We start from the raw sequence: 25,331 nt of genomic DNA on the forward strand, positions 1-25,331 counted from the left end.
TTGCCGCTCGACGCGCTCGTCGCGCGCGCGGCGTCGCTCGGGGTCGCGTTGCGCGACGCGCGCATCGTGCTGCCGCGGCCGGACGATCCGGCCATCCGTTTCTGCGACGCGCGCCAGACGTGCACGCTCGCGCTCGATTCGGCGACCGGCGCGCCGCTGCCCGACGCCGCGCGGGCGACGTTGATCGTCACGCTGCACAAGACGCTGTTCGCCGGCTTCCCCGGGCGCATCTTCGTGAGCCTGTGGGGCGTCGTACTGCTCGTGCTCATCGTCGCGGGCGTGGTCGTGCATCGCAAGCGCTGGCCCGACGCGGCGCGCATCCGGCGCGGCCACGGCTTGCGCGTCGCGCTGTTCGACCTGCACGCGTGGATCGGCCTGTGGGGCACGCCGTGGCTCGTGCTGTTCGCGTTCACCGGCGTGCTGTCGGGGCTCGGCGCGCTCGGCACGGTGTCGCTCGCGGGCGTCGCGTATCCGGGGCAGCCGCAGCGTGCGTTCGCCGAGCTGCTGGGCGGACCGTCGCCCGTCGAGGCCGGCGGCCCATGGCGGCATGCGCCCGATCTCGATGCGCTGCTGCGGCGCGACGCGGTGCGCAGGCCGGATTTCCGCCCCGAAGCCGTCGTGCTGCATCGCTGGGGCGACGTGAACGCACGCGTCGAGATTGCCGGTACGACCGCGGGCCTGCCGAGCACGGCCGTGTTCGAACGCCACCTGTACCGCGCGACGGACGGGCAATGGCTCGCCGATGCGACGTCGCGCGGCCGCGGTTTCTGGCTGCGCGCGTTCATCGCGGTGCAGCCGCTGCATTTCGCGCAATACGGCTGGGTGGGTGCGGCCGGTGATGGGCTGCGCGTGCTGCATTTCCTGATGGGGCTCGCCGCGTGTGCGTTGTGCGCGACGGGGCTGCATCTGTGGATCGAGCGGCGGCGCGCGCAGCGCGATCGCTCGGCGGACGTGCTGGCCGCCACCGCGGTCGGCGTGTGCGGCGGGCTCGTGCTCGCGGGCGGTGCGCTGCTGTTCGCCGGCCGTGCGCTGCCCGACGGCATGCACGTCGACCATGCGCTCGCGATGCTGTTCTGGGCCGTGTGGGGCGGCGCGATCGCGCTCGCGGCCTGCGTCGCCGATCGCGCGGCATGGCTGCGCGTGCTGATGCGTGCGGCCGGCGTCGCGTACGGGCTGGCCGGCGCGACCCATTGCGCGCTCGCGCTGCTGGACGCGGGCCGACCCGTGTACTGGCCGATCGACGCGGCGCTCGTCGCCTTCGGCGCATTGCTGCTGCGTGCGGCGCGCCGTCCGCGGCGCGACGCGATGCAGCCCGCGCGCGTGCCGGCCGGCGCCGAACCTTTTTAACCTCATGCAACTGGAGAATTCGATGCGCGACCTGCTCGAACATCGCCGCCTGGTCATCACGATCACGCTGCTTTACCTGTCACAGGGCATCCCGATCGGCATCGCGATGGACGCGATGCCGACGCTGCTGCGCCACGACGGCGCACCACTTCATGCGCTCGCGTTCCTGCCGCTCGTCGGGCTGCCGTGGGTCGTGAAATTCCTGTGGGCGCCTGTCGTCGACAACCGCTGGTCGCCCCGCATCGGCCGGCGGCGCAGCTGGATGCTGCCGATGCAGACGATCGTCGTGCTGTGCCTGGCCAGCCTCGCGCAGATCGGGATGACGGTCGCGACGGCGGGCTGGGCGGTCGGGCTGCTGGCCGTCGCGTCGCTCGCGAGCGCGACGCAGGACATCGCGAACGACGGGATGGCCGCCGAGCATTTCAGCGGCGACACGCTCGCGAGGATCAACGCGATCCAGATCGCGGGCGTGATGATCGGCTTCTTCGGCGGCGGCGCCGGCACGTTGACGCTGATCGGCCTGTTCGGCCAGCCAACCGCCTTTCTCGCGCTGGCCGCCGTCCCGCTCGCGAGCCTCGTCTGCGTGCTGTGGGTGTTGCCGCGCGACGCGGATCGCGCGCGCATCCGGCCTGATCACGATGCGAGCCTCGTGCGCTTCGCGAAGCGGCCGCGTTCGTGGTCGCTGCTGTCGCTCGCGCTGCTGTCGGCGATGACCGCCGTATCGGGCTTCGGCCTGTCGAAGCTGTTCCTCAACGACGCGGGCTGGTCGCTCGACGCGATCGGGAAGCTCGGAATGGCGGGCGGCGTCGTGACGGTCGTGCTCGGATGCGGCGGCGGCGCGTGGCTCGTGCGGGCGCTCGGCCTGTGGCGGGCGTTCACGGCCGGCGTGAGCTGCGCGGGCGCGGCGGCGCTGCTGTGGTTCGCGCAGGCGAGCGGGTGGCTGCCGGTGTCGCCGTCGTGGGCGTGGCTGTGCACGGTGCTCGGCTCGCTCGCGACCGGCATCACGTCCGTGTCGATCATGACGGCCGGCATGCGTTTCGCGGGCGGCAGCGATCAGGCCGGCACCGACGTGACCGCCGTGCAGAGCACGCGCGATCTCGGCGAGCTGATCGCGTCGTCGACGATCCTGTCGCTGACCGCGAAGGTCGGTTATACGGGCGGGTTTCTCACCGGCGTCGCGCTCGCGGTGCTGGCGGCGCTGATCGCGATGAAGCTGCGGCGGCGCGAGGCGGCGTATGCGATGAAAGGGGACGATGCGCTGGTGTCGTGACGGCTGAGCGGCCGGCGCAGGTGCACGGCGCGGGCCGCACCGCGCCGAGCCGCGTCACGCATGGCTCAAGGGCGACTCAAGCACGACTCAAGCGCCGCGCGGCCAGCAATGCGATGACGAGCAGCACCGCGACGTACGCGGCGACGCTCGTCCACGCGCCGCGTTGCCAGAACGCGCCGCCGACCGAGCCGAGCACGCTCGACCCGACGTAGTAGGCCAGCAGATACAGCGAAGCCGCATGCCCCTTCGCGGCGCCCGCGAGCGCGCCGACCCAGCCGCTCGCGACCGAGTGGGCGACGAAGAAGCCGATCGTCACGAGCACGATGCCGACGACGATCGCGACGAGCGAGTGCGACAGCGTCAGCGCGAGGCCCGCCGCGAACACGACGATGCCGCTGACCAGCACCGGCGCCCGCCCGAGGCGATCGGCGAGCGCGCCGGCGCTCGATGACGACACCATCCCGAACAGGTATGCGCCGAAAATCAGCCCGCACGCGGTCGGGCTCAGGTTGAACGGCGCCGCCATGAGCCGGAACCCGGCGTAGTTGTAGATCGTCACGAACGCACCCATCACCAGGAAGCCGATCGCGAACACGAACGGCAGGCGCGCATGACGCAGTTGCGCGTGCCACAGCCGCAGGTGGTGACGCAGCGTCAGGTCGGTGCGCTTCACGAAGCGTCGCGAGGCCGGCAGCAGCATCACGAACGCGATCGCCGCGAGCAGGTCGACGACGCCGATCGACAGCATCGCCGTGCGCCACGAGAAGTGCTCCTCGAGCGCGCTCATCCCGATCCGTCCGATCATGCCGCCGAACGCGGTCCCGCCGACATAGAGCCCCATCGAGAAGCCGAGCCCGTCGGCGGCGATTTCTTCCGCGAGATAGGCCATCGCCACCGCCGGCACGCCGCCCAGCGCGAAGCCTTCGAGCGCGCGCCAGACCAGCAGCAGGTGCCAGTTCGGCGACCACGCGGCGAGCAGGTTGAACAGCGCGGCCAGCGTCATCGACGCGAACATCAGCCCGCGCCGCCCGACCCGTTCGGACAGCGCGCCGGCGCACAGGATCGACACCGCGAGCATCCCGGTCGACAACGACAGCGACAGCGAACTCGATGCCGCGCCGACGTTGAACTCATGGGCGAACGCGGGCAGCAGCGGCTGCACGCAGTACAGCAGCGAGAAAGTGGAAAAGCCGGCGAGGAACAGCGCGAACGCGATGCGCTTGTACGCGGCCGAGCGCGGGGACACGCCGGCCGGCAGCGCATCGGGTGCGGCGTTCTGCGTGCCGGGCATGGAACGGGAAATCGAAGCGGAGGACATGAAGGCACTCGATGTGCGACGGAATACGCGAATTCTTGCGCACGGCCATGTATATGTCCAATATATGAAATGAACCGCAGCCATATGTTTTAACACTGGCCGACAGGCCGATCCGACTCACCGCGAGGTCACGTCACGCATGGAACTCCGGCATCTCCGCTACTTTCTGGCCGTCGCGGCCGCATCGAATTTCACGAAGGCCGCCGAAATGCTCGGTATCGGCCAGCCGCCGTTGAGCCAGCAGATCAAGGCGCTCGAGAACGAGCTCGGCGTGGAGCTGTTCAAGCGGACCGCGCGCGGCGCCGAGCTCACGCTGGCGGGTGAGGTGTTCGCGGAAGAGGCGCGACGCGTGCTCGACGACGCCGAGCGCGCGGCACGGGCGGCCAGGCGCGCCGCGCGCGGGGAAACCGGTCATTTGCGGGTCGGCTTCACCGGCACGGCCGCGTTCAATCCGAAAGTGTCGGATCTGATTCGCCGCTTTCGGGAGGCGTTCCCGGATGCCGAGCTGACGTTGCAGGAAGCGACGTCGGGCGTGCTGCTGGAAGCGCTGGAGGCCGGGCGCCTCGACGTCGCGATCGTGCGGCCCGAGCGCCGCGTCGCCGCGACGCTGCGGGTAGCCGACTGGGACGAGGAGCCGATGTTCGTCGCGCTGCCCGTCGCGCACCGGCTGGCGCAGCGCCGGCGCATCGAGTTGGCGGAGTTGGCCGACGAGTCGTTCGTGCAGGTGCCGCGCGCGGCCGGCGGCGCGCTGTTCGACGACATCGTCGCTGCGTGCCAGGCCGCCGGGTTCGAGCCGCGCATGGCACAACCGGCGCCGCAGATGGCGTCCGCGGTGACGCTGGTGGCGGCCGGGCTCGGCGTATCGGTCGTGCCGAAGGCGATTACGCAGGTGCAGGTGCCCGGCGTCGTATACCGGCCGTTCGCGGGTAACCGGTTTCGCGCGAGGCTGGCCATCGCGTCGCGCTGCGACGAGCCGTCCGCGGTGGTGCGGAATTTTCTGTTGTTGGCGTAGCTGAAAACAAAAAACCCGCGACGCCATCTGCTGTCGCGGGTTTCGGAAATGCTGGAATGCGAGGAAAACGCATCTGGTGCCGACGGCGAGACTCGAACTCGCACAGCTTTCGCCACTACCCCCTCAAGATAGCGTGTCTACCAATTTCACCACGTCGGCACTGCAAGGGGCGCAATTCTAACGTCACATTCCGCATTTGTGAAGGGGGTATGACAAGGTCATGTAGGGGCACGCGATCGATCCCGGTAGAATTCGTCCGATCGACCCGACGGGTCCCCGCAACCGCCACCCGTTTTCTCCCCGTGACCCACACCCTCGAACAACTGCAGGCCGGACAACTGTCGGGCGCGCGGCAACTCAAGCTCGCGTGCGGATTAACCGAATTTCCGCGCGAGATCTTCGATCTGGCCGACACGCTCGAAGTGCTCGACCTCACCGGCAATGCGTTGTCCGCGCTACCCGACGACCTGCCGCGGCTGCATCGCCTGCGCATCCTGTTCGCGTCGGGCAACCGCTTCACCGCTTTTCCCAACGTGCTCGGCGCGTGCGATCAACTCGACATGATCGGCTTCAAGGCGAACTCGATTCACACCGTGCCGCGCGGCGCGCTGCCGCGTGCGCTGCGCTGGCTGATCCTGACCGACAACGCAATCGAGGAACTGCCGGCCGACATCGGCGACTGTGCGCGGTTGCAGAAGCTCATGCTGGCCGGCAACCAGCTGCGGGCGCTGCCCGCGGAAATGGCCGCCTGCCGTGCGCTGGAGCTGGTGCGCCTGTCGGCGAACCGGCTGGACGCGTTGCCCGACTGGCTGTCGCGCCTGCCGCGTCTTGCGTGGCTCGCCGTGGCCGGCAATCCGTTCGGCGCGGTGCCGGAGGCCGCGGCGTCCGCCGGGCCGGACGTCGCGGAAATCGACTGGGCCGCGCTGTCATGCGAACAGAAACTGGGCGAGGGCGCGTCGGGTGTCATTTACCGTGCGCAGTGGCGTGCGGACGGTCATCCGCCGCGCACGGTCGCGGTCAAGCTGTTCAAGGGCGCGGTGACGAGCGACGGCCTGCCCGATTGCGAAATGGCCGCGTGCCTGCATGCCGGCGGTCATCCGAACCTGATCCCGGTGATCGGCAAGCTGCGCGGGCATCCGGATGGCACGCACGGCCTGGTGATGGAACTGGTCGATCCCGCGCTGACGAACCTCGCCGGGCCGCCGAGCTTCGCGTCCTGCACGCGCGACGTCTATGCCGCCGATGCGAGATTCGAGCCGGCACAAGCGCTGCGGATCGCGCACGGCATCGCGTCGGTCGCCGGCCATCTGCACGCGCGCGGCATCATGCATGGCGACCTGTATGCGCACAACATCCTGCACGACGGCGCAGGCGGCGCGCTGCTCGGGGATTTCGGCGCGGCGTCGCTGTACGACCCGACCGAGCGCACGCGCGGCGCAAGGTTCGAACGGCTCGAAGCGCGCGCGTTCGGCTATCTGCTCGGCGAATTGCTCGAGCGCTGCGAACCGCACGTCGGCGCGCTCGATGCGTTGGCGGCGGCCTGCGTGAACGAGGACGTCGATGCGCGGCCGTCGTTCGACGAGATCACGGCCGCGCTGGCCGCTCGCATGCGCTGACCGGATGGGGCCGGCTCATGCCTGCCGCGCGGTCAGCAGCTTGATGCCGAGCCCGACGAACAGCAGTCCGCTCGCACGCTTGAGCGCGCGCACCGCGCGGCTCATGCCGAAGCCGCGATGCAGGCGGCGCACGCCGGCCGAATAGACGCTGTGAACGACCACGACCGTGCAGGCGATCGTCGCGTACATCACGACGAACTGCAGCGCCAGCGGGCGGTCGTGCACGATGAACTGCGGCATGAAAGCGGACAGGAAGATCATCGTCTTCGGATTGCTGCCCGACACGAACAGCGCTTCACGAAACAGCTTCCGTCGATCGGGCACGGCGATCTCCGCGGCGCCGCTCGATGCGGCGGTCTTGCGCTCGCCGCGTAACTGCCGCACACCCAGAAAGATCAGATACGCGGCGCCGATCACCTTCATCGCGACGAACAGCGGCGGCATCGCGGCCAGCACCGCGCCCACGCCGAGCGCGACCAGCAGCACGACCACGCCCTGCGCGACGAGGTTGCCGGCGATCGTCGCGGCGGTGCCGTGCGCGCCGTAGCGCACCGTGTTGCGGATCACGAGCAGCACGTTGGGCCCCGGCGACAGCGTCGTGGCGAGATAGGCTGCGGCAAACAGCATCCAGGTCTGAATGGACATGCGGCGCTCCGGAAGGCGGTTCCAGCGGTCGGGATGAAGCGATGATGCCACGCCAATAAGGGCGCGGGCCGCCGCCGGAACCGTGCCGTCGCGTCAGCGTGCGTCGCGCATGCAGTACGCGGGAATCGACGGCGGCGTATCGATGGCGGCAGGCCGCGTCATCCACGCGATCCAGGCGGCCCATAACCCGCAGACGATCAGCACCGCGACATTCAGCGGCGTCCGGTAGCGAACGATCAGGTCGGCCAGCGGCAGGCGGTTTTTCATGTGCGTCTCCTTTCGTGAGGCAGGCGGCGTTACTGGCCGGCGTAGGTCGGCGCCTTCGCGTCGCAGGTCACGGACACGGTCGAGCCGTCCGCGAAGTGCAGCCGGAACGGCACCTTCGCGCCGGGCGTGACGGACTGGCGCGGTTCCTCGAGCATCACGTGATAGCTCTTCGGCTTGAACGTCACCGAGCCGTGCGCCGGCACGACGACCGAGTCGACGTGCACCATCTTCGCGGTGCTGCCGCTCGTCTGCGTTTCATGCACCATCGCCATCCCGTAGGCGGGCGTGTCGATACCGGTCAGCGTCGCGGGCGCGTCGCCGTGGTTCTTCAGCGTGAAGTAGCCGGAGGACGGCACCGTCGCCGGCATGGTGCGAATCCAGCACGCATCGGCCTGGATGGTCGACGCGGCGAAGGTGGCGGTGGCGTGCAGCGCCAGCGCCACGAGCAGGCCGGTCGGAATCGAGCGTTTCATCATGTGTTCTCCTGATTGGGTGCGATGCCGCGGGCATCGATGCGAATGTGCTCGGCACGAAGCACCGATGCGCATCGCGTGCGTGACATGCGTTACTTCAGCGTGAATGCGTAGCGGCCGTGCGTGCGATGGCCGTCGCTGGCCACCGCGATCCATGCGACCGTGTAGGTGCCGGGCTTCAGGCTCGCCAGTGCGACGTGCATCCGCTTCCGGTTGCCGGCGTCGACGGCCGACTTCCCGTCGACGACCGACTGCCCATGGCTGTCGGTCACGGCGATCGAGCTGAACGCGGGCTCGAGCGCTTCGCCGAACTCGATCGTGACCGCGGGCGGCGCGCTCGACAGTGTGGCGTCGGGGGCCGGGTCCTGCGTTTTCGGAAGGGCATGTGCATGAGCGGCGTGGATAACGACGAAGCCGAGTGCGGCGAGTGCGCCGCGAACGAAAGTGGTGGTTTTCATGACTGGATGAGCGAATGACGAATCGGATGGAAAAGACGGATTCGACGGACGGCCGCGTGAACGGCATCGATGTCGGCGGCGCTCGGCGCGGACGTGCGAGGACGGGCATTCGCATGCGGGCGAATGCCGGAGCGCGGCGATCCGAACCGGAGACGGCCAACCACGCGCGCGGCACGACGCCGTGCGCGGCAGGGTGAGACATGATCGTCCTTCGAAACGTGACACGTCGCGCACGCGGGCGGCGTGCGCGGGCGACGTGATGCACGACGGCATCACGCGTAATGACGACGGATCAGGACGTGAACGGCGGGGCGCGCGGTTGCGCGGCCGTGAGCGGCTGCGCGCGGCGCAGGCTTTCGAAGCGGGTGGCCGCGCGATGTTCGATCGCGTGCACGCGGGCCGCAAACGTCAGTTCGGGGGCGGGTAGCGCGGGGGTATGGGCAAGCAGGCTGCAGTAGCCGCATGCGTGGAGATGGGCCTGCAGGCTTTTCGTCGCCGTATCGGCGGACGGCGTGCCGGCGGCCGGCGCGGACGAACAGTAGCCGGCCAGCAGCGCGTCGACGCGCCCTTGCGTGGTCAGCGCCTGCGAGATCGTCGGCGCGAGCGCCGTCATCAGGATGGCGAGCATCCCGATCAGACTGCCGATCTTCCGGAGGCGACGACTCAGCATGCGATGCGCGGCGGCGGGTGGACGACGATGCGGCCGATTATGCCACGCACGCCGGTTCGCCGGCCGGCACCGACGTGCGGCATCGCGGCGCGCTACGCGGGCTGCGCCAGGTACTTCGCGATCAGCGTCATCTGCGCGGCCCAGCCCTGGTCGTTCATGTCGCGCGCCGTCGCGCGACGCGCTTCGATCAACTGGTCGAAACCCGTTTCGGTGACCGTGAGCAGCGTGCCGCCGGCCTGCGGCGCGAGCGTGAAGGTGACGAGCGTCATCGGCTCGGACGCATAATCGAATTCCGGATCGATCGCGAACGGATGCCAGCGAAACGAGAACAGTTGCTTGGGTTCGATGCGGTCGACGACGATTTCGAACACAGTGCCCGCATAGGGCTCCTGCGCCTTGGCGACGTCGTCGTCGACGCGGGTGGGGGTGATGCGGCCGAACAGCGACTGGCCGGCCTCGAACGGGCCGTCGAACGACACGCCGAACCACTGGCCGAATTCGCCGGAATTGCTCACGGCTGCCCAGACGCGGTCGGGCGACGCGGCGAGCAGCGTCTGTTTTTCGATGCGATCGGTTGGCTGGACCATCACGTTCTCCATGCAGGATAGAGCGTTGCAGGACGACGCGCGCGGTCGCGCGCCGCGTCTAGTCGAGCATGACCGCGTCGGGCACGTCGAGCACGAGGTCCGACGTCGCGACGGCCACGCACGGCAGCGTATAGCCGTCGGCTTTTTCCTCGCGGGAGAGCCCCGGCCATTCGATCGTGTAGCGTACGCTGCCGCTGACGATCCGGCAAAGGCAGCTTCGGCACGTGCCGTTGCGGCACGAGCGCGGCAGCGACACGCGCGCGAACGCGGCGGCTTCGAGCAGGGTGAGCGAATCGGGCGCGTCGAAGGTCGCGCCGAGCGGCTCGATGCGCACGAGGGGCGGGTGATCTGGATCGGTCATGACGGAAGCGGGTGGCGGTTCGGCGGCAACGCGCCAAGCATACCCGAACCCGCCGGCGGCCCACGGCCGCCAGCCGTGGGGGTCAGTGCCGCCGCAGATACCGGTACACGGTATTGCGGGCGAGGCCGAGCTCGCGCGCGGCCGCCGATACGTTGCCGCCGTGCCGCGCGAGCACCGCGTCGATCATCGCGGCCTGATGGCTTTGCAGCGTCGTGCCTTCGCGCCTGCCAGGCGACGCGGGCGATACGGCTGGCGTGTCGCCCGTCGGCGTAGCCGGCGCATCGTCGCAGTCGAGCCAGAAATCGTCGGGCAAATGCGCGAGCGTGATTTCGGCTTCGTCTTCGGCGAGCATGCCGGCCGTGCGCAGCACGTTGGTCATCTGCCGCAGGTTGCCGGGCCAGCGGTGGCGCGCGAACGCATCGAGCACGTCGGCCGCCAGACGGCGCGGCATCGGCTCGCTGCGCGCGAGCCGCGCAAGGATGCGCTCGACGAGGGCCGGCAGGTCGGTGCGCGCGGCAAGCGCCGGCAGCGTGACCGCGAGCCCGTTGATCCGGTAGAACAGATCCTCGCGGAACGTGCCCTCCGCGATCATCGCGCGCAGGTCGCGGTGGGTCGCACAGACCACCCGCACGTCGACCGGCACCGCGCGTGCGCCGCCGAGCGGCATTACCGCGCGCTCCTGCAGCACGCGCATCAGCCGCACCTGCTGCGCGAGCGGCATGTCGCCGATTTCATCGAGAAACAGCGTGCCGCCGTCGGCCTGCGCGATCTTGCCGGGGCTGCCGCGCTTGCGTGCGCCCGTGAACGCGCCGTCTTCATAGCCGAACAGCTCGGCCTCGATCAGCGAATCGGGCAGCGCCGCGCAGTTGACCGCGACGAACGGGCCGTCCGCGCGCGGCGACGCCTGGTGCAGCGCGCGGGCGAGCCATTCCTTGCCGGTGCCGGTCTGCCCGAGGATCAGCAGCGGCAGGTCGCGCCCGCGAATCTTCGCGACGCGTTCGAGCACGGCGGCCATGCGCGCGTCGCCGGTGTCGAGCGTCGCGAACGTGATCGCATCGGGGTCCGGCGCACGCACGCGTGCGGCCGGTGCCGGCGGCGTGACGGCGACGGTCGTTTTCTGCGCTTCCGGAAATTCGCAGCGCGCGAGCACGCGCACGCCGGTCGACAGCGTGAGGCGGAACGTGGCGCCCGGCGCGCGCGCGGCCTGCTGCGCGAGCTGGCCGAAGCGCATGCCGAACAACGCGTCGCTGGCCTGATGCTGCAGTGCATCGAACGATGCGCCGAGCTGGAATTGGGCGCTGCGGTTCGCGGCGATCAGGCCGCCGTCGGGGCCGAACGCGACGAGCCCGGCGAACAGCGAATCGACGCAATCCTCGTGGGCGTGAAAGCGCAACCGCAGCGCTTCGCCGCACTGGTTCGCGAACAGGTGGTTCTCGATCAGTTGCGCCGACATCCGCACGAGCGCGAGCGTATGCGGGCTGGCGCCGCGCGGGTCGCCGCTCACGTCGAGCGTGCCGAGCGTGCGGCCGAACGGATCGACGATCGGCGCGCACGCGCAGGTGAGGATGTGGTTCGCGCGCAGGAAATGTTCGGCACCGTGCACGACCACGGCCTGACCCGACGCGAGCGCGGTGCCGATCGCGTTGGTGCCGCGTGCGCCCTCGGCCCACGACACGCCGTTGCACAGCGCGACGCGGTTGGCTTTCTCGATGAAGTCCGCGTCGCCGATGCTGTGCAGGATCACGCCGTCGGCGTCCGTCAGCAGCACGAGGCTTTGCGTTTCGGCGATCTGCGCGTGGAGGTCCTCCATCACCGGGCGGGCGTGCGAGAACAGCGTGTGGTTCGTGTCGAGCAGTTCGCGCAGCGCGATGCGCGACAGCGGCGAGAAATCGGGGCGTTCGTGCGCGCGCAGGCCGACCGCGGTCGAACGCGCATGCGCCTGCGCGAGCAGGTCGGTGCGACCCGTGGTGGCGGGCAGCACGTAGGGTTGCGGCATGGTTTGTCTCCTGTTCCCGGGGCCGTCGGGGCGACCGGATCGGAATCGGCGGCGGAGTGCGGCTCCGCTCGCGGTGCACCATTCGGCGCGACAGCCGACCGTCCGGGTACGCATCATCATACAAGCGCCACGTGCGATGCGCGACTGCCGACAAAATCCCCTTGCTTTCAGGCGCCCGCCTGCAATGATGGAAATGGAGCACGCACGCGCCGTGTTCCGCAGTGCAACATGCATGCGACGCGACATGCATCCGTTCGGGAGACGCATCATGGTTCGGGCGGAACTGAGAGTCGTGCTGGCGGCCATCGCCACCTTCATCATGCTGGGCGGCATTGCCGTGGCGATCCACGGACTGCTGTTCGATCTGACCGATGCGGTGAGATACGGGGCGGCCGCGATTGCGGTGGGCGTCACGACCGCCGCGATCGCGCTCAACGTCTGGCCGACCGATCCGCACTGACGGCCATTGGCGAAACGGTGCCGGATGCCGCGCAGATCAGACGAAATGCGCGTCGGAACGACGCACACCGAAATTTTTGTGTCCCGCGCGAAACCGTCTAAAGTGGAATTCAACCGGCATGCATCGACCGCGCCACACTCCGCGGCCGGGGCCTCCGCCGGCGAGCCCGCGTACATTTCGTCCGGCCGGTAGCGGACGACGGACGCGGTCATTCGTTTTCTACCGGTCGAGGCGGCTCCATGCAGATCCATTTCACGAACGAGAAGCCGGAGTATTCGGGGCGTGACCTGATGCTGGCGTTCACGGCACTGGTCAATGGCGAGCGCGTCCAATGTCAGATCACCGCCGAGGCGCTGGAAGACCACTTCGGCGCGGCATCGCCGCGCTTCGAGGACATGGTCGGTGCATTCGACCAGCACCGCGAGCGCATCGAGGCGGCCGCGCGGCGCCTGCTGTCGGAAACGCGGGCGCAATGCGTGACGCTGCGCAGCGGCTACGTGCGCTTCTACGAGGCCAACTGGCGCTGACGACACGACGCTCGTCCGGCGGCGCGCACAAGCGAGCGGCGCACGCGCGGACGTGGCCTTCATGCAATGCCGTTCGGCGGAGTCGGGCGGCATTTTCGTATGCGGGCGGTACCGGATTGATGCTGCAACGGGGCGGCTGCTAGTGTGCCGACACGAACCGGCGTCTCGATTTGTCAGGATCGCAGAGAAAATCATTCGAATTCCAACACAATAAAAAGAGGGCACCGCACGTGGAGCATCGTTCGGGATGGGGGAGGGCGCGCCGTCTGCTGGCAGGCGCATGGTTGCTCGCGGCCGGCATGTCGATGGCCGACGGGGCCGTTGGATCGGACGACGACGCGATCGGTCGGCGCGCACCCGGTGAGGTCGACATCGTCGCGGGCGACGTCACGACGGGTGGCATCGTCGTGGCGCCGGGGCGCGTCGCGACGCCGTGTCATCGGCTCGCCGGCCGACCGGCATTCGACATTGCATCGGCCGATGGCCGCCGTCTTCCCGCGCGACTCGTCGCGGGCAACCAGGATCGGGACATCTGCATCATCGAAGCGACGGGTCTCGACGTCGCCGCCGTGCCGTTGACGGCGCGAAGTCCGGAAGCGGCCACGACCGCCTATCTGGCGGGCGCGCGATTCGACCGCCGTGATCCCGTTGCGTTGCGCGTGTGCTGCCATGCATGGGCCGCGGACGGCGGCGTGCATTCCGGCCTGCTCGCGTCGCCGAATCCGGCGCCGCCGCACCTGCCCGAACCGGGCGCCGGCGTCTACGACGAGCAAGGCAATCTGATCGGCATGGTGGGCGTCCGAGCGGACAGTGCCGAGTCGCTCTACATGGTCCTGCCAGTCGAGTGGATGGCGACCGTGGCAGCGAAGATGCCGGCCGTCGACCTGCCGCTCGAAGCGACCGCCTGGATGAGCCAGGCGCGCGCGTACGCGGTGGCAAACGACGTCGACGGGCTGATTCGCCATGACCTTGCATGGACGGCCGCGCGACCGCAAAGCGCGTGGGCGTGGAACAACCTCGGCAATGCCTACCGCACGAGCCGGCTGCCCGATCGCGGCGCGCTCAGCCTGGCCGCCTATCGACGTTCGGTCGAAAACGATCCGTCATACGCATTTGGCTGGTCTTCGCTCGGCAACACCTATGCCGAGCTGGGACAGATGGATCGCGCACTCGACGCGTTTCATGCCGGCATGCGTGCCGATCCGTCGGACACGATGCTGCGGATGAATCTCGGCATCGCGTATTTGCGGCGCGGCGACAAGGCCGGTGCGCGACCGTGGTTCGAACGAGGGGTACATGAACTGTCCGGTTCGCGCCAGGCCGATGCGTGGAGTCTGCTGGCCTCGACGCAGCCGGATGCCCAGGCCACCATCGGCGTGCTGCACGACGGGTTGAAGGCCTTTCCCGACGATGCACGGCTTTGGTACGCACTCGGCCGTGCGCAATACGATCTCGGCCACCTGGCGGACGCGATCGCCAGTTACCAGCACGCGCTGAAGGCGCAGAAGGGCGGCGATCCCGCCGCAACCGCGCTCATCCAGGGCGCGCTGACCCAGGCGTATGCGCTGCAAGGCCAGTCCGGCGACGCGTCCAGCGCGATGCACAGTGCGGTTGAAGCGGCGCCGGACAATGCTGAATACTGGTTGCGGCTCGGCGCGCTGTACATGACACAGTCGAACTATGTCGATGCGTTGAGCGCGCTCGACCGGTCCCTCAAGCTGAACGACAGCGACGCGAGGGCGTGGCGGATGCACGGCGTGACGCTGGCGCAACTGGGCCAGCATGTGCATGCCGTCGCATCGTTCCGGCGCGCGGTTGCGCTGGACGAATCGCTGGCGGCGGGGTGGGTGGTGCTCGCGGGCGAACTGAACGAGATTGGTCAGCCCGACGAAGCGTCGGCCGCGGCTGCGCATGCATTGAAGCTTGATCCGTCGAACCGGTTGGCGCGGGAGGCGATGGGCATCGCGGCGAATCGCGGCAAGCGGCCCGATGCGGCAGTCGGGATCTTCGAGGAAATGAACCGCGCGTATCCCGATGACGCGCAAATCATGGCCAACCTGGCGGTCGCTTATCGCCGCACCGGGCGGGTCGATGACGCGGTGCAGTTGTATCGCCGCGTCGAGACGCTCGATTCGACGCTGGCCCAGCGGCTGTACGATGCGGAGCTCAAGGGCGTCGCAACGCCTTGATCCACGTGGACAAGGCGGCACGGCACGCACAGTGAAAACGCCACCCGAAGGTGGCGTTTTTTCGTTTCATCGTGCGATGCGCTTCGCTTACTCGCTGCCGAGATAGAAGAAGCGGAACAGGAACACGGCCGCGATGATCCAGACGATCGGCTTGACCGTGCGGCCCTGGCCCGTCAGCAGCTTGAGGCCGCCGTACGCGATGAAGCCGAATGCGACGCCGTTCGCGATCGAGTACGTGAACGGCATCAGCAGCGCGGTCAGCGCGGCCGGCACGGCTTCCGTCGCATCGTCCCACGGTACTTCGACCATTTCGCGCAGCATCAGGCACGACACGTACAGCAGCGCGGGCGCCGTGGCGTACGCCGGCACGACGCCGGCGAGCGGCGCGATGAACAGGCACGCGAGGAACAGCACCGCGACGGTGATGGCCGTCACGCCGGTGCGGCCGCCGGCCTGCACGCCCGACGCGCTTTCGATATACGCGGTGGTCGACGACGTACCGAGCACCGAGCCCGCGACGATCGCCGTGCTGTCGGCGAGCAGCGCCTTGTTCAGGCGGTTCATCTTGCCTTCGACGAGCAGCCCCGCGCGATTCGCGACGCCCATCAGCGTGCCGGTCGCGTCGAACAGCTCGACGAGGAAGAACACGAGGATCACGTTGATGATGCCGGTCGACAGCGCGGCGCCGATGTCGAGCTTGAACAGCGTCGCGTCGATCGACGGCGGCGCGGAGAACACGCCGTGGAACTGGTTGCCGGCGAAGAAGAACGACAGGATCGTTACGCCGATGATGCCGATCAGGATCGCGCCGCGCACGCGCAGGTGGTCGAGCGTGACGATCGTGAAGAAGCCGACGATCGCGAGGATCGTCTCGTGCTTGTGCAGGTCGCCGAGCGTGACGAGCGTGGCCGGGTTGCCGACGATCACGCCCGACGTCTTCAGCGAGATGATGCCGAGGAACAGGCCGATACCGGCGGTAATGGAAATCCGCAGCGATTTCGGAATGCCGTTGACGATCGCCTCGCGCACGCGGAACAGCGTGACGAGCAGGAACAGGCAGCCGGAGATGAACACCGCGCCGAGCGCCGCCTGCCACGTGAAGCCCATCCCCTTGACGACCGTGTACGCGAAATACGCGTTCAGGCCCATGCCGGGCGCGCAGGCGATCGGGTAGTTCGCGTACAGCCCCATGATGATCGACGCCAGCGCCGCGACGAGGCAGGTCGCGACGAACACGGATTCCTTCGGCATGCCGGCGTCGCCGAGGATCGCGGGGTTGACGAAGATGATGTAGGCCATCGTCAGGAACGTGGTGACGCCCGCGAGTATTTCGGTGCGGAAATCGGTGCCGGCTTCAGCGAAGCCGAAATACCGCTTGATGGATTCCATGAAGGCGTTTCTCCGGTCGGGTTGTCGTGTTGATTGTTGTGCCGAATTGTTGTACAGGCAGCGCGGCCGGCTAACTGTAACCAGCCACTATTGTCCGGCTATCGGCGGATTGTAATAGCGCGGATAGCTCGGACGATATAGTTGGAGGGCACGATCGGTTGCCTGCGCGCGAACGGTCTGGCGGCCCGCCCGTGCGGCGAAGGCGCGCATTTTACCGGTTCGCGCGGCATGGGCCGGCAGAAATGGCTGAAACGATGGAAACGACGCGGGGCAGGTGGGAGAAACGGGCCGATGCGTGCGCAACGGCACGCCGGCTGCGTTGCGCGCGGGCGGTGCACGATGACATGCGACTGAAACGGAGCGCCCGCATGCTGCACGAACGCGGTGCAGGCGGCGGGTGCGCATGTCCGCACGTGTGCTGCCGGCGCGGATACACGGCGCGGCAGCGGCGTGCAGCGGCCATTCGTCAGGCCAGGCGGGTGCAGGGATCGGATTATCGTGCGCCGAAGCCGTCCCGTCCGCAACCGTCATTTCGCGATGCGGGCGCGACTGTGGTTTCTGTGTAAAAGATTGCAAGACCCCATCGCGTAAACCGGCAAGTCTTTCTAGGATAGATACACCGCGCATGCACACGCCGGCCGGTTATTGCCGATGCGGGGGAGTTGCAGTCCGTGCAGGCCAGGCGGTGAATGGTGGTCAAGGCCGTTGCGCGTTTGGGCAGGCACGGCCGGCTGCGATTGCCCGATGCGGGTTCGTCCGTAATCACGGAGGTCAGCATGTTGAACTGGATCAGCCGTTGGGCGATGCGACACGCCCCCACGCCGGAAAAAACCGCTGCGTCGATGCTCGTGACGGCGCGCATGGAACTGTTCGCAGCCGAACAGCGCGTCATCGATGCGAAATTACAGGCGGATTACTGGCGCACACGTGTGTCATTCCTCGAAGAGGTGCAGAAACAGGGCATCGATCCGTGGGTGACCTCGCAGGCCGCGCAACGTCCCGACCTCGATTCCACTCCACGAAGCACGGGCCCGCGTCTCGCCGCCAGCACCTGATGCACCTGCTGCATCCTCTCGCTGCGCACGGCGCGCGATCGCTCGCGGCACGCACCGGCGTGCCGCGTCCTTCGATGCGCACCCGCGACGCGTTGCGCCGCGGGTGCGTCCGTTTCCGGTCGCGGCCGTTGCGCGTGTCGTGTACTTGACGCACGCGTAACGGCGCGCCGCTCATCCGCTCCTTCTCCCTATCCCGACGAGCAAACGTTGCACTTGCGCGAGCATGCGCCTGACCCGTTCGCCGCGTCGCACGTACGCGGTCGTGATCGTCGCTTCGGCCGACCGGTCGGCATCGGTGCCGAGCCAGATGCGCTCGCCGCGCGCGATGCGCAGCACGTCGCCGGGCTGTACCCAGTAATCGTCGACATTCGGCGGGCGCGTGATCCACAGCGCCGCGCCGTGCGCGCGGATCTCCGCGTCCTGCGGCGCGCGCCAGGTCATCGTCGTGCGCGGCGCGACCGCGAAACGGATCACGACGGTCGGTAATGCGATCGTGCCGGCGGGGCGCCGATCGCGGCGTTCGAACAGGGGGCTTGCCTGGTCCATCGTCTGCTCCATTCAGTGAGCCGGACGGATGACGTGCACCAGAACAAAAAGGCCTCATCCGTTTCCGGCGAGGCCTTGTGTGACATGCGGTACTGCTCGATTGCTAACGCACAAGCGCCTCCCGTGATCCATTCTTTCGAATGTTCACCGGGCAATGAATCGCGATGGCGACGAGCTTGAACGTAGGCATGCGAACGAGTGTGTCGTCGCGGCGCAGTGCTGTCAACGGAAATTTCGAGATACGTGGCGGTTACGCGTCGCGTTGCGCGAGGCCGTTCACGAGCAGTTCGGACAGCAGGCCCGTCATCCCTTCCGGGTGCGTGGCCGCGCGCGCCTTCAGTTGCTCGACGAGCTCGGCGTTGAGCTTGCACGCGAACGGCACGAGGCCCTGTTCCTGGTCGAGCTTGCGCTGCGCGCGGCGGTCCAGCTTGGCCGCTTCGTCGGCGCCCTTGCCGAAACGCGCGGAGCTCGACTGTTTCATCGCGTGCGTCAGCTTGAGCGCCTTGTTCTTTTCGAGATCGGTTTTCTTCATGGCCATCGCGGCACCTCCGGGAAATTGAAGCCGCGATTGTACGCATTTCGGCGGGCGCCGCCCGCCGAGCCGGCCGGAAGCCCGGTCACGCCCCTTTCGCCGCGCCCCAGTTGCCGCCGTGCGCGGCCGCCTGCGCGGCCGGCGAGCGGGCGAGGTAGGCGAGCGCCTGCTCGGTCGAACCTTCGTGGTGCGGCGTATAGCCCGGCTTGAAATAGCGCAGCGCCGCGCCGATCACCTTCCAGAACGACGGCAGGTGCCCGCGTCGCGAACCCCGCCACCACGCGAGCACGAAGCCCGGGTAGCGGCCGGCGTCCGGGTCGCGCCGGTACATGAACTTCGCACCAGTCGTGATGTAGTAGAGCAGCAGCAGGATCACGAACGCCATGTGCACGCAGCGTTCCGGATAGGTGCCGCCCATGTGACGGTAGATGTCGAACGCGACGGTGCGGTGCTCGACTTCCTCGGCGCCATGCCAGCGCAGCAGGTCGACCATCGTCGGGTCGGCGCGGCCTTCGTCGAGACCGTGCGCGTTGAGCACCCAGTTGCCGAGATAGCCGAAGAAATGCTCGAGCGACGCGATCACGGCCAGCTGCTGCCGCAGCCAGAAGCGCGTATGGCCGATCTTCAGCCCCAGCGGCTGCTCGCCCAGCACGCGCGTGAACAGGCGGTTGAGCTTCTGCGTGAACGGCTTCGTGTCGATGCCGTGGCGGTCGTAGTAGTGCTTCAGCACGCCGCCGTGCGAGCGCGAATGCACGGCTTCCTGCCGCAGGAAGCCTTCGGCTTCGTCGCGCAGGCGTGCATCGGTGATCAGCGGCAGCGCCTTGTTGTACACGCGGCAGAACCACAGCTCGCCTTCCGGGAACAGCAGGTTCAGCGTGTTGATGATGTGCGTGCTGCCCGGATCGTTCGGCACCCAGGTGACCGGCGTGTCGCTGAAGTCGAACTTCACGTGCCGGGCCTTGATCTTGTGATAGTCGGCGGTATCGGTCATGTTGTCTCCCTGTGCGGCGTCGTGCGCCGTCAATGCGATGCCATGCTGACGCGGGCGATCATCCGGCCCAGCCACGGCATGAAGCGGCCGACGAAGCGCAGCGCGTGCGCTTCGCCGCCGACCGCGACGACGGGGCGGTTGCGCAGCACGCCGTCGACCATCGCCTGCGCGACGGTTTCCGGTTTCAGGCCGCGCATCTGGTACAGCTTCGTCGCGCGCTTGCGCAGCCGCGCTTCGTCCTGTGCGTTGGCGCCCGCGTAGTGCGTCGACGCCATGATTCCGGTTTCCGCGAAACCGGGGCACACGGCCGTCACGCCGATGCCTTGCTCCGCGAGTTCCGCGCGCATGCATTCGCTGAGCATCAGCACCGCGGCCTTCGTCGTCGCATACGCGGGCAGGTCGCGCGACGGGCCGAACGCGGCGGCCGACGCGGTGTTGACGATGTGCCCGCCGGTGCCGCGCGCGGCCATCTGCTGCGCGAACAGCCGCGAGCCGTGGATCACGCCCCACAGGTTCACGTGCAGGATGCGCTCCCAGTGCCGCGCGCTCGTGTCGAGGATGCCGCCGGCCATGCCGATGCCCGCGTTGTTGATCACGACGTCCGCGCCGCCGAGTTCGCTGCCGACCCACGCCGCGAGCGCTTCCATCTCGTCGGCGGACCCGACGTCGACGCGTTTCGCATGGGCCTGGGCGCCGGTCAGCCCGATCAGCAGCGCGGTGCGTTCGGCGCTCGCGAGATCGATGTCGCAGGCGACGATCGTCGCGCCTTCGCGTGCGAAGGCCAGCGCCGCGCAGCGGCCGATCCCGCTGCCCGCGCCGGTGACGACCGCGACCTTGCCGCTGAAGCGTCCGCTGGTGGCGCGACGGCGCGCGTTCGCGAGCGCGGGCGGTTCGTCGCCGGATTCGACCGCGTCGATCAATTGCTCGGCGAGCGCCGCGAAGCGCGCGGGATCGGCGAGCGGCAGCCAGTGGCCGGCCGCGACTTCGCGGCGGTAGTACTGCGGCACCCAGCGCGACAGGTTCTCGGACAGCGCGGGGCTCACGTATTTGTCGCCGAGCGGCACGATCGTCTGCACCGGTGCGTGCGCGTAGCGTTCGCGCGGCGCGAACAGGCAGCGGATGAAGTTCGCGCGATAGAGCCGTACGCCGTGCGCGCCGTCGTCGGCCTGGGTCGGGCGTGGCGCGGCGGGCGTTTTCTCGAGCCGGCGCAACAGGCTCGGCCACGCGCGGCCGAGCCACAGCCGCCAGCCGAGCTCGGGGATGAACGGCAGGTGGAACAGATAGACGTACCACGAACGCACGAGCTGGCCGCCGAGCTTCGCCAGCGACGCGGGCGTCGGGTGCAGCACGCGTTCGCGCAGCCAGAAGCCGACGTGGTCGAGGCACGGCCCCGAGCACGACGTGTACGACGCGATGCGGCCGGCCAGGCGCGGATCGGTGACGAATTCCCAGCCCTGGATCGAGCCCCAGTCGTGCGCGACCAGATGCACGGCGCGGCCGGGGCAGAGCGCATCGATCACCGCGACGAAATCGTCGGTCAGCTTCGCGAGATGGTAGTCGGCCGTGCGCGTCGGCACGCCCGACAAGCCCGCGCCGCGTACGTCGTACGCGATCACGTAGTGCCGGCGCGCGAGCAGCGGCGCGACGTGCTGCCAGACGCTGCTGTCGTCGGGATAACCGTGTACCAGCACGACCGGCGAGCGGGCCGGGTCGCCCCAGGTCCGGACCGCGAGCGTCAGGTCGCCGGAGGCGACCGCCGTTTCGCTGTGAACCGATTCGAACAGGGCCAGCGGCGCTTCGTCGGAAAGAGGCTGCATCGTGAGTCCGTCGTTCAGGGAGTCGGGAGGTGGGTGGTTCGTCAGGCGGCGGCCGACAAGGTCGACGCAGCCTGCGCGCGCTCGGCCTGGCGGCGCTGCCAGCGGCGCACGTGCGGCAGATCCTCGTCGAGCCAGTACGCGTCGTCGTCGGTGATCACGAGCAGCTCCTCGAATTTCGCGCCGACGCCGGCGAAGCCGAGATGCGGCTCGACGGCCCACAGGCCCGGCACCGGCGCATGCTCGGAGCGGCGGTCGATCGACCACAGCGGCGACCAGCCCTGCTGTTTCGCCGCGCGGCCCTGGTCGAGCAGCAGGTTGCGTGTCGCGTTCAGCCCGAAGCGCGCGACGAAGCGCGGCTTCGACAGCTTGTGGATCTTCGCGACGCGATGCGCGAGCACCTTGAACGGATAGGCCTTGTGGCGCGGCTCGACGCCCTGGCGGCGGCACAGCGCGTCGACTTCCTGCGCGACTTCCGCCATCGGCCGGCGCGCCTTCACGAGCCGCACGATCATGTCGCGATGGTCCATCAGGTCGTCCTGCAACTGCTCGAGGATCGGGTTGCGGCCCAGGCAGTGCGCGTAGCCGACGTCGGCGACGATGCCGTCGAGCACCGGCGCGACGTCGAGGATCACCGGCATGTCGGTTTCGAGCTGGCGGTTGCTCGGGAAGAACGCGAGATTGAAGCCGCCCATGTGCTTGAGGCCCGAGAAGCCCTCGAACGCGGTGCGGTCGCCGAACCACGCGAACGGCTTGTGCAGCCAGTCGTGCACGCCGTTGTCCTGCAGCCATTCGGTCAGGAGGCGCGCGGCCTCCTTCTCGGTGATGCCGGGGTAGAGCATCGCGCCGACGGTTTCGACGCAGCGGTAGGCCAGTTGCTGGACCGCGCGGAATTGCGGCAGCTCGTCGAGGTGGACTTCCGGCAGCGGATGGTGGGCGGTCATGATGCGTCTCCATGTGTCGGCCCGCGTTTGCGTGTCGGCGTAGGGCGGGTCCTGGGCAAGGCTTGGGGTGCTGATCTGGATGCATCCGCCGGCGTCCATCGTCATACGGCTTATTCAGTCAGCATTTAATGTGTCATTGAGTAATGTAATGATCATAGCCGGTTCGCGGTCGCGCGCCAGCCCTTGGAGATGAGGACTTCTCCTAATGAAGGGCCGAAATGGAGGGGAAGCTCTAGATTTCAGGCGCTCGGGGCTGGATGGGCGTCGCTTGTCCGTGCGTCCTCAGCAGGGAAGTCGACAGGGATCGCGCCAGGCAAGGCTTCCACACGGCCCGGCATGTCGCGCCGGATCAACTCCCCGTCGTGTCACGGTGGGACGCTGTCAAATTGCCGAAATAATTTCGTCACATCATCCGCCCCGATTCGAAGCCTTTGCGGCTTCGCGAGGCCGGTGTGTCGCGCGTCGCGCGGGGCAGCGACCGAAGCCGATTCGGCATTTCAACGGAGAGACCATGCAACGCCGCCAGTTCATGAACACCCTTGCCGCGGCGACCGCTGCGACGCCGCTGATGCTCAAGGCCGGCATCGCCGGCGCGAAGAGCGCAACCGCCCCGGACGCGCTGGACCCCGGCCGCTGGTCGCCGTTCAACGCCGCGCGCCTGCAGGCGGTGCTCGACCAGCATGGCGTCGCGAGCGCCCGCTACGACGCAAAGCGCCGCCCGTATGCGGTGTTCGACTGGGACAACACGTGCATCATGAACGACTGCGAAGAGGCGTTGCTGATGTACCAGATCAACCATCTGCAGTACAAGCTGACGCCGGACGAATTCGTCGCCGTGATGTGGAAGGACGTGCCGAAGGGCGCGTTCATGAAGGACTACACGACCGTCGACGGCAAGCCGGTGACGATGGAGGACCTCGCGGCCGACGTCGAGTCCGACTACCGCTGGCTCCATGCGAACTACCAGGGCTTCGGCGGCGACAAGAGCCTCGACGAGATCCGCGAGACCGACCAGTTCAAGGATTTCCGCGCGAAGCTGTACTTCATGTACGACGCGATCTGCGACACGCATCCGCTCGAAATCGGCTACAAGTGGATCATCTACTTCTACCAGAACATGACGACCGCCGAGTTGCAGGCGATGGCGCAAGCGTCGAACAACTACGGGATCGGCGACGCGCTGCGCAAGGTCCGCTACGAAAGCCCGAAGACGCTGCCGGGCAAGGCCGGCGTGGTGGCCGATACGCATTTCCACGGCATCCGCATTCACGAGGAAATCCGCGCGGTGATGCATACGCTGCGGGCGAACGGCATCGACGTGTACGTGAGCACCGCGTCGCTCGACGACGTCGTGCGCGTGTTCGCCGGCAATCCGAACTATGGCTATGGCGTGCCGCCGGAGAACGTGATCGGCTTGCGTCTCGACATGCAGGACGGCAAGTACACGAGCACCTATCCGGCCGGCTGGCACTTCAACTGGGGGCCCGGCAAGACGGTGGGCATTCGCAACGTGCTCGTGTCGAAGAAGGGCTACGGGCCGCTGCTGGTATTCGGCGACAGCGATGGCGACGCGTGGATGCTGCGCGATTTCAAGGACACCGCGGCCGGCGTGATCGTCAACCGGATGAAGAAGGGCGAGATCGGCGCGGACAGCAAGCTCGCGGCCGAACAGATCGGCAACCCGGACGCGCGTTTCCTGCTGCAGGGCCGCGACGAGCATACGGGGCTGATGATTCCGGACGAGAAGTCGATCAAGTACGGCAAGGCCGAGCGCAAGCTGCTGGCCTGACGCGGGCGGGCGCTGGCCGCCGGGCGCGGGCCGCGGCTCCCGCGCTCATCGACATCGGCCCGCGGCGTCTTGCGGGACGGCGCACGCGCGTCTTAAGGCTCGCGCGACGGGCCCAGCCGATCCAGCAACGCCCCCAGCAGATCGACCGGCAGCGGAAACACGATCGTCGAATTCTTGTCCGCCGCGATCGTCGTCAGCGTCTGCAGATAGCGCAACTGCATCGCCTGCGGCTGCAGCGCGAGCCGCTGCGCGGCCTGCAGCAGCTTCTCCGACGCCTGAAGCTCACCTTCCGCATGAATCACCTTCGCGCGCCGCTCGCGCTCGGCTTCCGCCTGCCGCGCAATCGCGCGGATCATCGTCTCGTTCAGGTCGACGTGCTTGATCTCGACCGTCGACACCTTGATCCCCCACGCATCGGTCTGCGCGTCGAGCGTCTTCTGGATGTCCGCGTTCAATTGTTCGCGCTCGGCGAGCAGCGCGTCGAGTTCGTGCTTGCCGAGCACCGCGCGCAGCGTCGTCTGCGCGAGCTGGCTCGTCGCCTCGAAGAAGCGCGCGACCTGGATCACGGCCTTCTCCGGATCGACGACGCGGAAATACACGACCGCATTGACCTTCACCGACACGTTGTCGCGCGTGATCACGTCCTGCGCCGGCACGTCGAACACGACGGTGCGCAGGTCGATCCGCACGACCTGCTGGACGATCGGGATGATCAGCACCAGCCCCGGCCCCTTCACTTTCCAGAACCGGCCGAGCATGAACACGACGCCGCGCTCGTACTCGCGAAAGATGCGGATCGACGACGCGACGAGCACCACGACGAAGACGACGAGGACGCTGCTGAAGCCGAACGTGTAACCGATCATGAAGGTTCTCCCTGCGGATGGGCGGGGGCGGGCGCGTCGTAGAGCGGCGCAACCGTCAGCGTCAGCCCGTGGCGGCCGGTGACGCGCACGCGGCAGCCGGCGGCCAGCGGCGTGCTGCTCGCCACGCGCCAGCGCTCGCCGTGCACGCGCGCCCAGCCGGCGGCCGACGAGGGTGCACCGGCCGCGCCTGGCGGCTGGTCCGGCTGCAG

The 25,331-nt window shown here is 68.3% G+C and carries 26 protein-coding genes and 1 tRNA gene; 9 read left to right on the forward strand and 18 right to left on the reverse strand.

What is annotated here, in order from left to right; translation table 11 throughout:
• Both JMF86_RS17510 and JMF86_RS17515 read left to right on the forward strand, forming a co-directional pair.
• Positions 1-1,347 (forward strand): PepSY domain-containing protein (locus JMF86_RS17510; RefSeq protein ID WP_201317087.1); only part of this gene is annotated, 1,347 nt, incomplete at its 5' end.
• A 22-nt stretch (positions 1,348-1,369) separates the two neighbouring features.
• The gene (locus JMF86_RS17515; protein ID WP_011547180.1) at positions 1,370-2,617 is read left to right on the forward strand and encodes a RhtX/FptX family siderophore transporter; all 1,248 of its coding nucleotides are present in this window, start codon (positions 1,370-1,372) and stop codon (positions 2,615-2,617) included.
• A gap of 76 nt (positions 2,618-2,693) precedes the next feature.
• Here the strand turns inward: JMF86_RS17515 and JMF86_RS17520 are convergent, their stop codons facing one another.
• Positions 2,694-3,935: an MFS transporter gene (locus JMF86_RS17520; protein ID WP_027807286.1), complete on the reverse strand. Its 1,242-nt coding sequence runs from the start codon at positions 3,933-3,935 to the stop codon at positions 2,694-2,696.
• Between the two features lie 139 nt (positions 3,936-4,074).
• On the opposite strand from JMF86_RS17520, the gene JMF86_RS17525 reads away from it, so the two are divergent.
• Positions 4,075-4,947 carry a LysR family transcriptional regulator gene (locus tag JMF86_RS17525; RefSeq protein ID WP_011547182.1) on the forward strand — a complete coding sequence of 291 codons (873 nt, stop codon included), beginning with the start codon at positions 4,075-4,077 and terminating at the stop codon, positions 4,945-4,947.
• 74 nt (positions 4,948-5,021) lie between these two features.
• On the opposite strand, the gene JMF86_RS17530 is transcribed toward JMF86_RS17525, so the two are convergent.
• A tRNA-Leu gene (locus JMF86_RS17530) sits at positions 5,022-5,106 on the reverse strand.
• A gap of 143 nt (positions 5,107-5,249) precedes the next feature.
• Between JMF86_RS17530 and JMF86_RS17535 the strand changes: the two genes are divergently transcribed.
• Positions 5,250-6,563: a leucine-rich repeat-containing protein kinase family protein gene (locus tag JMF86_RS17535; RefSeq protein WP_011547183.1), complete on the forward strand. Its 1,314-nt coding sequence runs from the start codon at positions 5,250-5,252 to the stop codon at positions 6,561-6,563.
• 15 nt (positions 6,564-6,578) lie between these two features.
• Here JMF86_RS17535 and JMF86_RS17540 read toward each other — a convergent pair whose 3' ends face one another.
• The 8 genes from JMF86_RS17540 to JMF86_RS17575 form a co-directional block, all read right to left on the reverse strand.
• A complete protein-coding gene (locus JMF86_RS17540; RefSeq protein ID WP_011547184.1) occupies positions 6,579-7,208 on the reverse strand; it encodes a LysE family translocator in 630 nt (209 codons plus the stop codon).
• A gap of 93 nt (positions 7,209-7,301) precedes the next feature.
• Positions 7,302-7,475, reverse strand: coding sequence for a hypothetical protein (locus JMF86_RS17545; protein WP_011547185.1), 174 nt, complete (start codon positions 7,473-7,475; stop codon positions 7,302-7,304).
• A gap of 29 nt (positions 7,476-7,504) precedes the next feature.
• The gene (locus JMF86_RS17550; RefSeq protein WP_041489472.1) at positions 7,505-7,948 is read right to left on the reverse strand and encodes a copper chaperone PCu(A)C; all 444 of its coding nucleotides are present in this window, start codon (positions 7,946-7,948) and stop codon (positions 7,505-7,507) included.
• A 92-nt stretch (positions 7,949-8,040) separates the two neighbouring features.
• A complete protein-coding gene (locus tag JMF86_RS17555) occupies positions 8,041-8,406 on the reverse strand; it encodes a copper resistance protein CopC (protein WP_011547187.1) in 366 nt (121 codons plus the stop codon).
• Positions 8,407-8,698: 292 nt separating this feature from the next.
• Positions 8,699-9,076 carry a DUF2946 domain-containing protein gene (locus tag JMF86_RS17560; protein WP_011547188.1) on the reverse strand — a complete coding sequence of 126 codons (378 nt, stop codon included), beginning with the start codon at positions 9,074-9,076 and terminating at the stop codon, positions 8,699-8,701.
• A 92-nt stretch (positions 9,077-9,168) separates the two neighbouring features.
• Positions 9,169-9,663, reverse strand: coding sequence for an SRPBCC family protein (locus JMF86_RS17565; RefSeq protein ID WP_011547189.1), 495 nt, complete (start codon positions 9,661-9,663; stop codon positions 9,169-9,171).
• A 58-nt stretch (positions 9,664-9,721) separates the two neighbouring features.
• On the reverse strand, positions 9,722-10,024 hold the full coding sequence (locus JMF86_RS17570) for a 2Fe-2S iron-sulfur cluster-binding protein (protein ID WP_006480747.1): 303 nt from the start codon (positions 10,022-10,024) through the stop codon (positions 9,722-9,724).
• Positions 10,025-10,106: 82 nt separating this feature from the next.
• Positions 10,107-12,020 (reverse strand): sigma-54-dependent Fis family transcriptional regulator, encoded by a 1,914-nt coding sequence (locus JMF86_RS17575; RefSeq protein WP_011547190.1) that lies wholly within the window; start codon positions 12,018-12,020, stop codon positions 10,107-10,109.
• A gap of 184 nt (positions 12,021-12,204) precedes the next feature.
• On the opposite strand from JMF86_RS17575, the gene JMF86_RS17580 reads away from it, so the two are divergent.
• The 3 genes from JMF86_RS17580 (at position 12,205) to JMF86_RS17590 (ending at position 15,196) form a co-directional block, all read left to right on the forward strand.
• Positions 12,205-12,480, forward strand: a complete 276-nt coding sequence (locus JMF86_RS17580) for a DUF2964 family protein (RefSeq protein WP_023477572.1) — start codon at positions 12,205-12,207, stop codon at positions 12,478-12,480.
• A 239-nt stretch (positions 12,481-12,719) separates the two neighbouring features.
• Complete coding sequence (locus JMF86_RS17585; protein ID WP_006480750.1) at positions 12,720-13,007, forward strand: DUF1488 domain-containing protein; 288 nt, start codon at positions 12,720-12,722, stop codon at positions 13,005-13,007.
• 230 nt (positions 13,008-13,237) lie between these two features.
• The gene (locus tag JMF86_RS17590) at positions 13,238-15,196 is read left to right on the forward strand and encodes a serine protease (RefSeq protein WP_201317088.1); all 1,959 of its coding nucleotides are present in this window, start codon (positions 13,238-13,240) and stop codon (positions 15,194-15,196) included.
• 87 nt (positions 15,197-15,283) lie between these two features.
• Here JMF86_RS17590 and JMF86_RS17595 read toward each other — a convergent pair whose 3' ends face one another.
• A complete protein-coding gene (locus JMF86_RS17595) occupies positions 15,284-16,585 on the reverse strand; it encodes an NCS2 family permease (protein ID WP_006480751.1) in 1,302 nt (433 codons plus the stop codon).
• Positions 16,586-17,361: 776 nt separating this feature from the next.
• On the opposite strand from JMF86_RS17595, the gene JMF86_RS17600 reads away from it, so the two are divergent.
• Positions 17,362-17,640 (forward strand): hypothetical protein, encoded by a 279-nt coding sequence (locus JMF86_RS17600; RefSeq protein WP_006480752.1) that lies wholly within the window; start codon positions 17,362-17,364, stop codon positions 17,638-17,640.
• Positions 17,641-17,811: 171 nt separating this feature from the next.
• Here JMF86_RS17600 and JMF86_RS17605 read toward each other — a convergent pair whose 3' ends face one another.
• The 5 genes from JMF86_RS17605 to JMF86_RS17625 form a co-directional block, all read right to left on the reverse strand.
• Positions 17,812-18,186 carry a DUF2917 domain-containing protein gene (locus tag JMF86_RS17605; protein ID WP_011547194.1) on the reverse strand — a complete coding sequence of 125 codons (375 nt, stop codon included), beginning with the start codon at positions 18,184-18,186 and terminating at the stop codon, positions 17,812-17,814.
• Positions 18,187-18,436: 250 nt separating this feature from the next.
• Complete coding sequence (locus tag JMF86_RS17610) at positions 18,437-18,724, reverse strand: hypothetical protein (protein ID WP_006480754.1); 288 nt, start codon at positions 18,722-18,724, stop codon at positions 18,437-18,439.
• Between the two features lie 79 nt (positions 18,725-18,803).
• The gene (locus JMF86_RS17615; protein WP_011694810.1) at positions 18,804-19,709 is read right to left on the reverse strand and encodes a metal-dependent hydrolase; all 906 of its coding nucleotides are present in this window, start codon (positions 19,707-19,709) and stop codon (positions 18,804-18,806) included.
• A gap of 29 nt (positions 19,710-19,738) precedes the next feature.
• Positions 19,739-21,526, reverse strand: coding sequence for an SDR family oxidoreductase (locus JMF86_RS17620; protein WP_011547196.1), 1,788 nt, complete (start codon positions 21,524-21,526; stop codon positions 19,739-19,741).
• Positions 21,527-21,567: 41 nt separating this feature from the next.
• Positions 21,568-22,467, reverse strand: coding sequence for a M24 family metallopeptidase (locus JMF86_RS17625; protein WP_011547197.1), 900 nt, complete (start codon positions 22,465-22,467; stop codon positions 21,568-21,570).
• Between the two features lie 511 nt (positions 22,468-22,978).
• Between JMF86_RS17625 and JMF86_RS17630 the strand changes: the two genes are divergently transcribed.
• Positions 22,979-24,256: an HAD family hydrolase gene (locus JMF86_RS17630; RefSeq protein ID WP_011694809.1), complete on the forward strand. Its 1,278-nt coding sequence runs from the start codon at positions 22,979-22,981 to the stop codon at positions 24,254-24,256.
• Between the two features lie 92 nt (positions 24,257-24,348).
• Here the strand turns inward: JMF86_RS17630 and JMF86_RS17635 are convergent, their stop codons facing one another.
• Together JMF86_RS17635 and JMF86_RS35425 are read right to left on the reverse strand one after the other, a co-directional pair.
• The gene (locus tag JMF86_RS17635; protein ID WP_011694808.1) at positions 24,349-25,122 is read right to left on the reverse strand and encodes a slipin family protein; all 774 of its coding nucleotides are present in this window, start codon (positions 25,120-25,122) and stop codon (positions 24,349-24,351) included.
• A partial coding sequence (locus JMF86_RS35425; protein ID WP_374039669.1) for an NfeD family protein occupies positions 25,119-25,331 on the reverse strand: 213 nt, incomplete at its 5' end. The genes JMF86_RS35425 and JMF86_RS17635, both read right to left, overlap by 4 nt.

The sequence above is a fragment of the Burkholderia sp. E168m15 genome (assembly GCF_016586105.1).
GTDB classification, from domain to species: Bacteria; Pseudomonadota; Gammaproteobacteria; order Burkholderiales; family Burkholderiaceae; genus Burkholderia; species Burkholderia orbicola.

Coding starts and splice junctions, on each gene's coding strand:
- JMF86_RS17515 (WP_011547180.1), top strand. CDS start 1,370: ATGCGCGACCTGCTCGAACATCGCCGCCTGGTCATCACGATCACGCTG.
- JMF86_RS17575 (WP_011547190.1), bottom strand. CDS start 12,020: ATGCCGCAACCCTACGTGCTGCCCGCCACCACGGGTCGCACCGACCTG.
- JMF86_RS17555 (WP_011547187.1), bottom strand. CDS start 8,406: ATGAAAACCACCACTTTCGTTCGCGGCGCACTCGCCGCACTCGGCTTC.
- JMF86_RS17580 (WP_023477572.1), top strand. CDS start 12,205: ATGATGGAAATGGAGCACGCACGCGCCGTGTTCCGCAGTGCAACATGC.
- JMF86_RS17585 (WP_006480750.1), top strand. CDS start 12,720: ATGCAGATCCATTTCACGAACGAGAAGCCGGAGTATTCGGGGCGTGAC.
- JMF86_RS17565 (WP_011547189.1), bottom strand. CDS start 9,663: ATGGTCCAGCCAACCGATCGCATCGAAAAACAGACGCTGCTCGCCGCG.
- JMF86_RS17615 (WP_011694810.1), bottom strand. CDS start 19,709: ATGACCGATACCGCCGACTATCACAAGATCAAGGCCCGGCACGTGAAG.
- JMF86_RS17550 (WP_041489472.1), bottom strand. CDS start 7,948: ATGAAACGCTCGATTCCGACCGGCCTGCTCGTGGCGCTGGCGCTGCAC.
- JMF86_RS17605 (WP_011547194.1), bottom strand. CDS start 18,186: ATGGACCAGGCAAGCCCCCTGTTCGAACGCCGCGATCGGCGCCCCGCC.
- JMF86_RS17525 (WP_011547182.1), top strand. CDS start 4,075: ATGGAACTCCGGCATCTCCGCTACTTTCTGGCCGTCGCGGCCGCATCG.
- JMF86_RS17625 (WP_011547197.1), bottom strand. CDS start 22,467: ATGACCGCCCACCATCCGCTGCCGGAAGTCCACCTCGACGAGCTGCCG.
- JMF86_RS17620 (WP_011547196.1), bottom strand. CDS start 21,526: ATGCAGCCTCTTTCCGACGAAGCGCCGCTGGCCCTGTTCGAATCGGTT.
- JMF86_RS17600 (WP_006480752.1), top strand. CDS start 17,362: ATGTTGAACTGGATCAGCCGTTGGGCGATGCGACACGCCCCCACGCCG.
- JMF86_RS17540 (WP_011547184.1), bottom strand. CDS start 7,208: ATGTCCATTCAGACCTGGATGCTGTTTGCCGCAGCCTATCTCGCCACG.
- JMF86_RS17630 (WP_011694809.1), top strand. CDS start 22,979: ATGCAACGCCGCCAGTTCATGAACACCCTTGCCGCGGCGACCGCTGCG.
- JMF86_RS17545 (WP_011547185.1), bottom strand. CDS start 7,475: ATGAAAAACCGCCTGCCGCTGGCCGACCTGATCGTTCGCTACCGGACG.
- JMF86_RS17520 (WP_027807286.1), bottom strand. CDS start 3,935: ATGTCCTCCGCTTCGATTTCCCGTTCCATGCCCGGCACGCAGAACGCC.
- JMF86_RS17635 (WP_011694808.1), bottom strand. CDS start 25,122: ATGATCGGTTACACGTTCGGCTTCAGCAGCGTCCTCGTCGTCTTCGTC.
- JMF86_RS17570 (WP_006480747.1), bottom strand. CDS start 10,024: ATGACCGATCCAGATCACCCGCCCCTCGTGCGCATCGAGCCGCTCGGC.
- JMF86_RS17560 (WP_011547188.1), bottom strand. CDS start 9,076: ATGCTGAGTCGTCGCCTCCGGAAGATCGGCAGTCTGATCGGGATGCTC.
- JMF86_RS17610 (WP_006480754.1), bottom strand. CDS start 18,724: ATGGCCATGAAGAAAACCGATCTCGAAAAGAACAAGGCGCTCAAGCTG.
- JMF86_RS17595 (WP_006480751.1), bottom strand. CDS start 16,585: ATGGAATCCATCAAGCGGTATTTCGGCTTCGCTGAAGCCGGCACCGAT.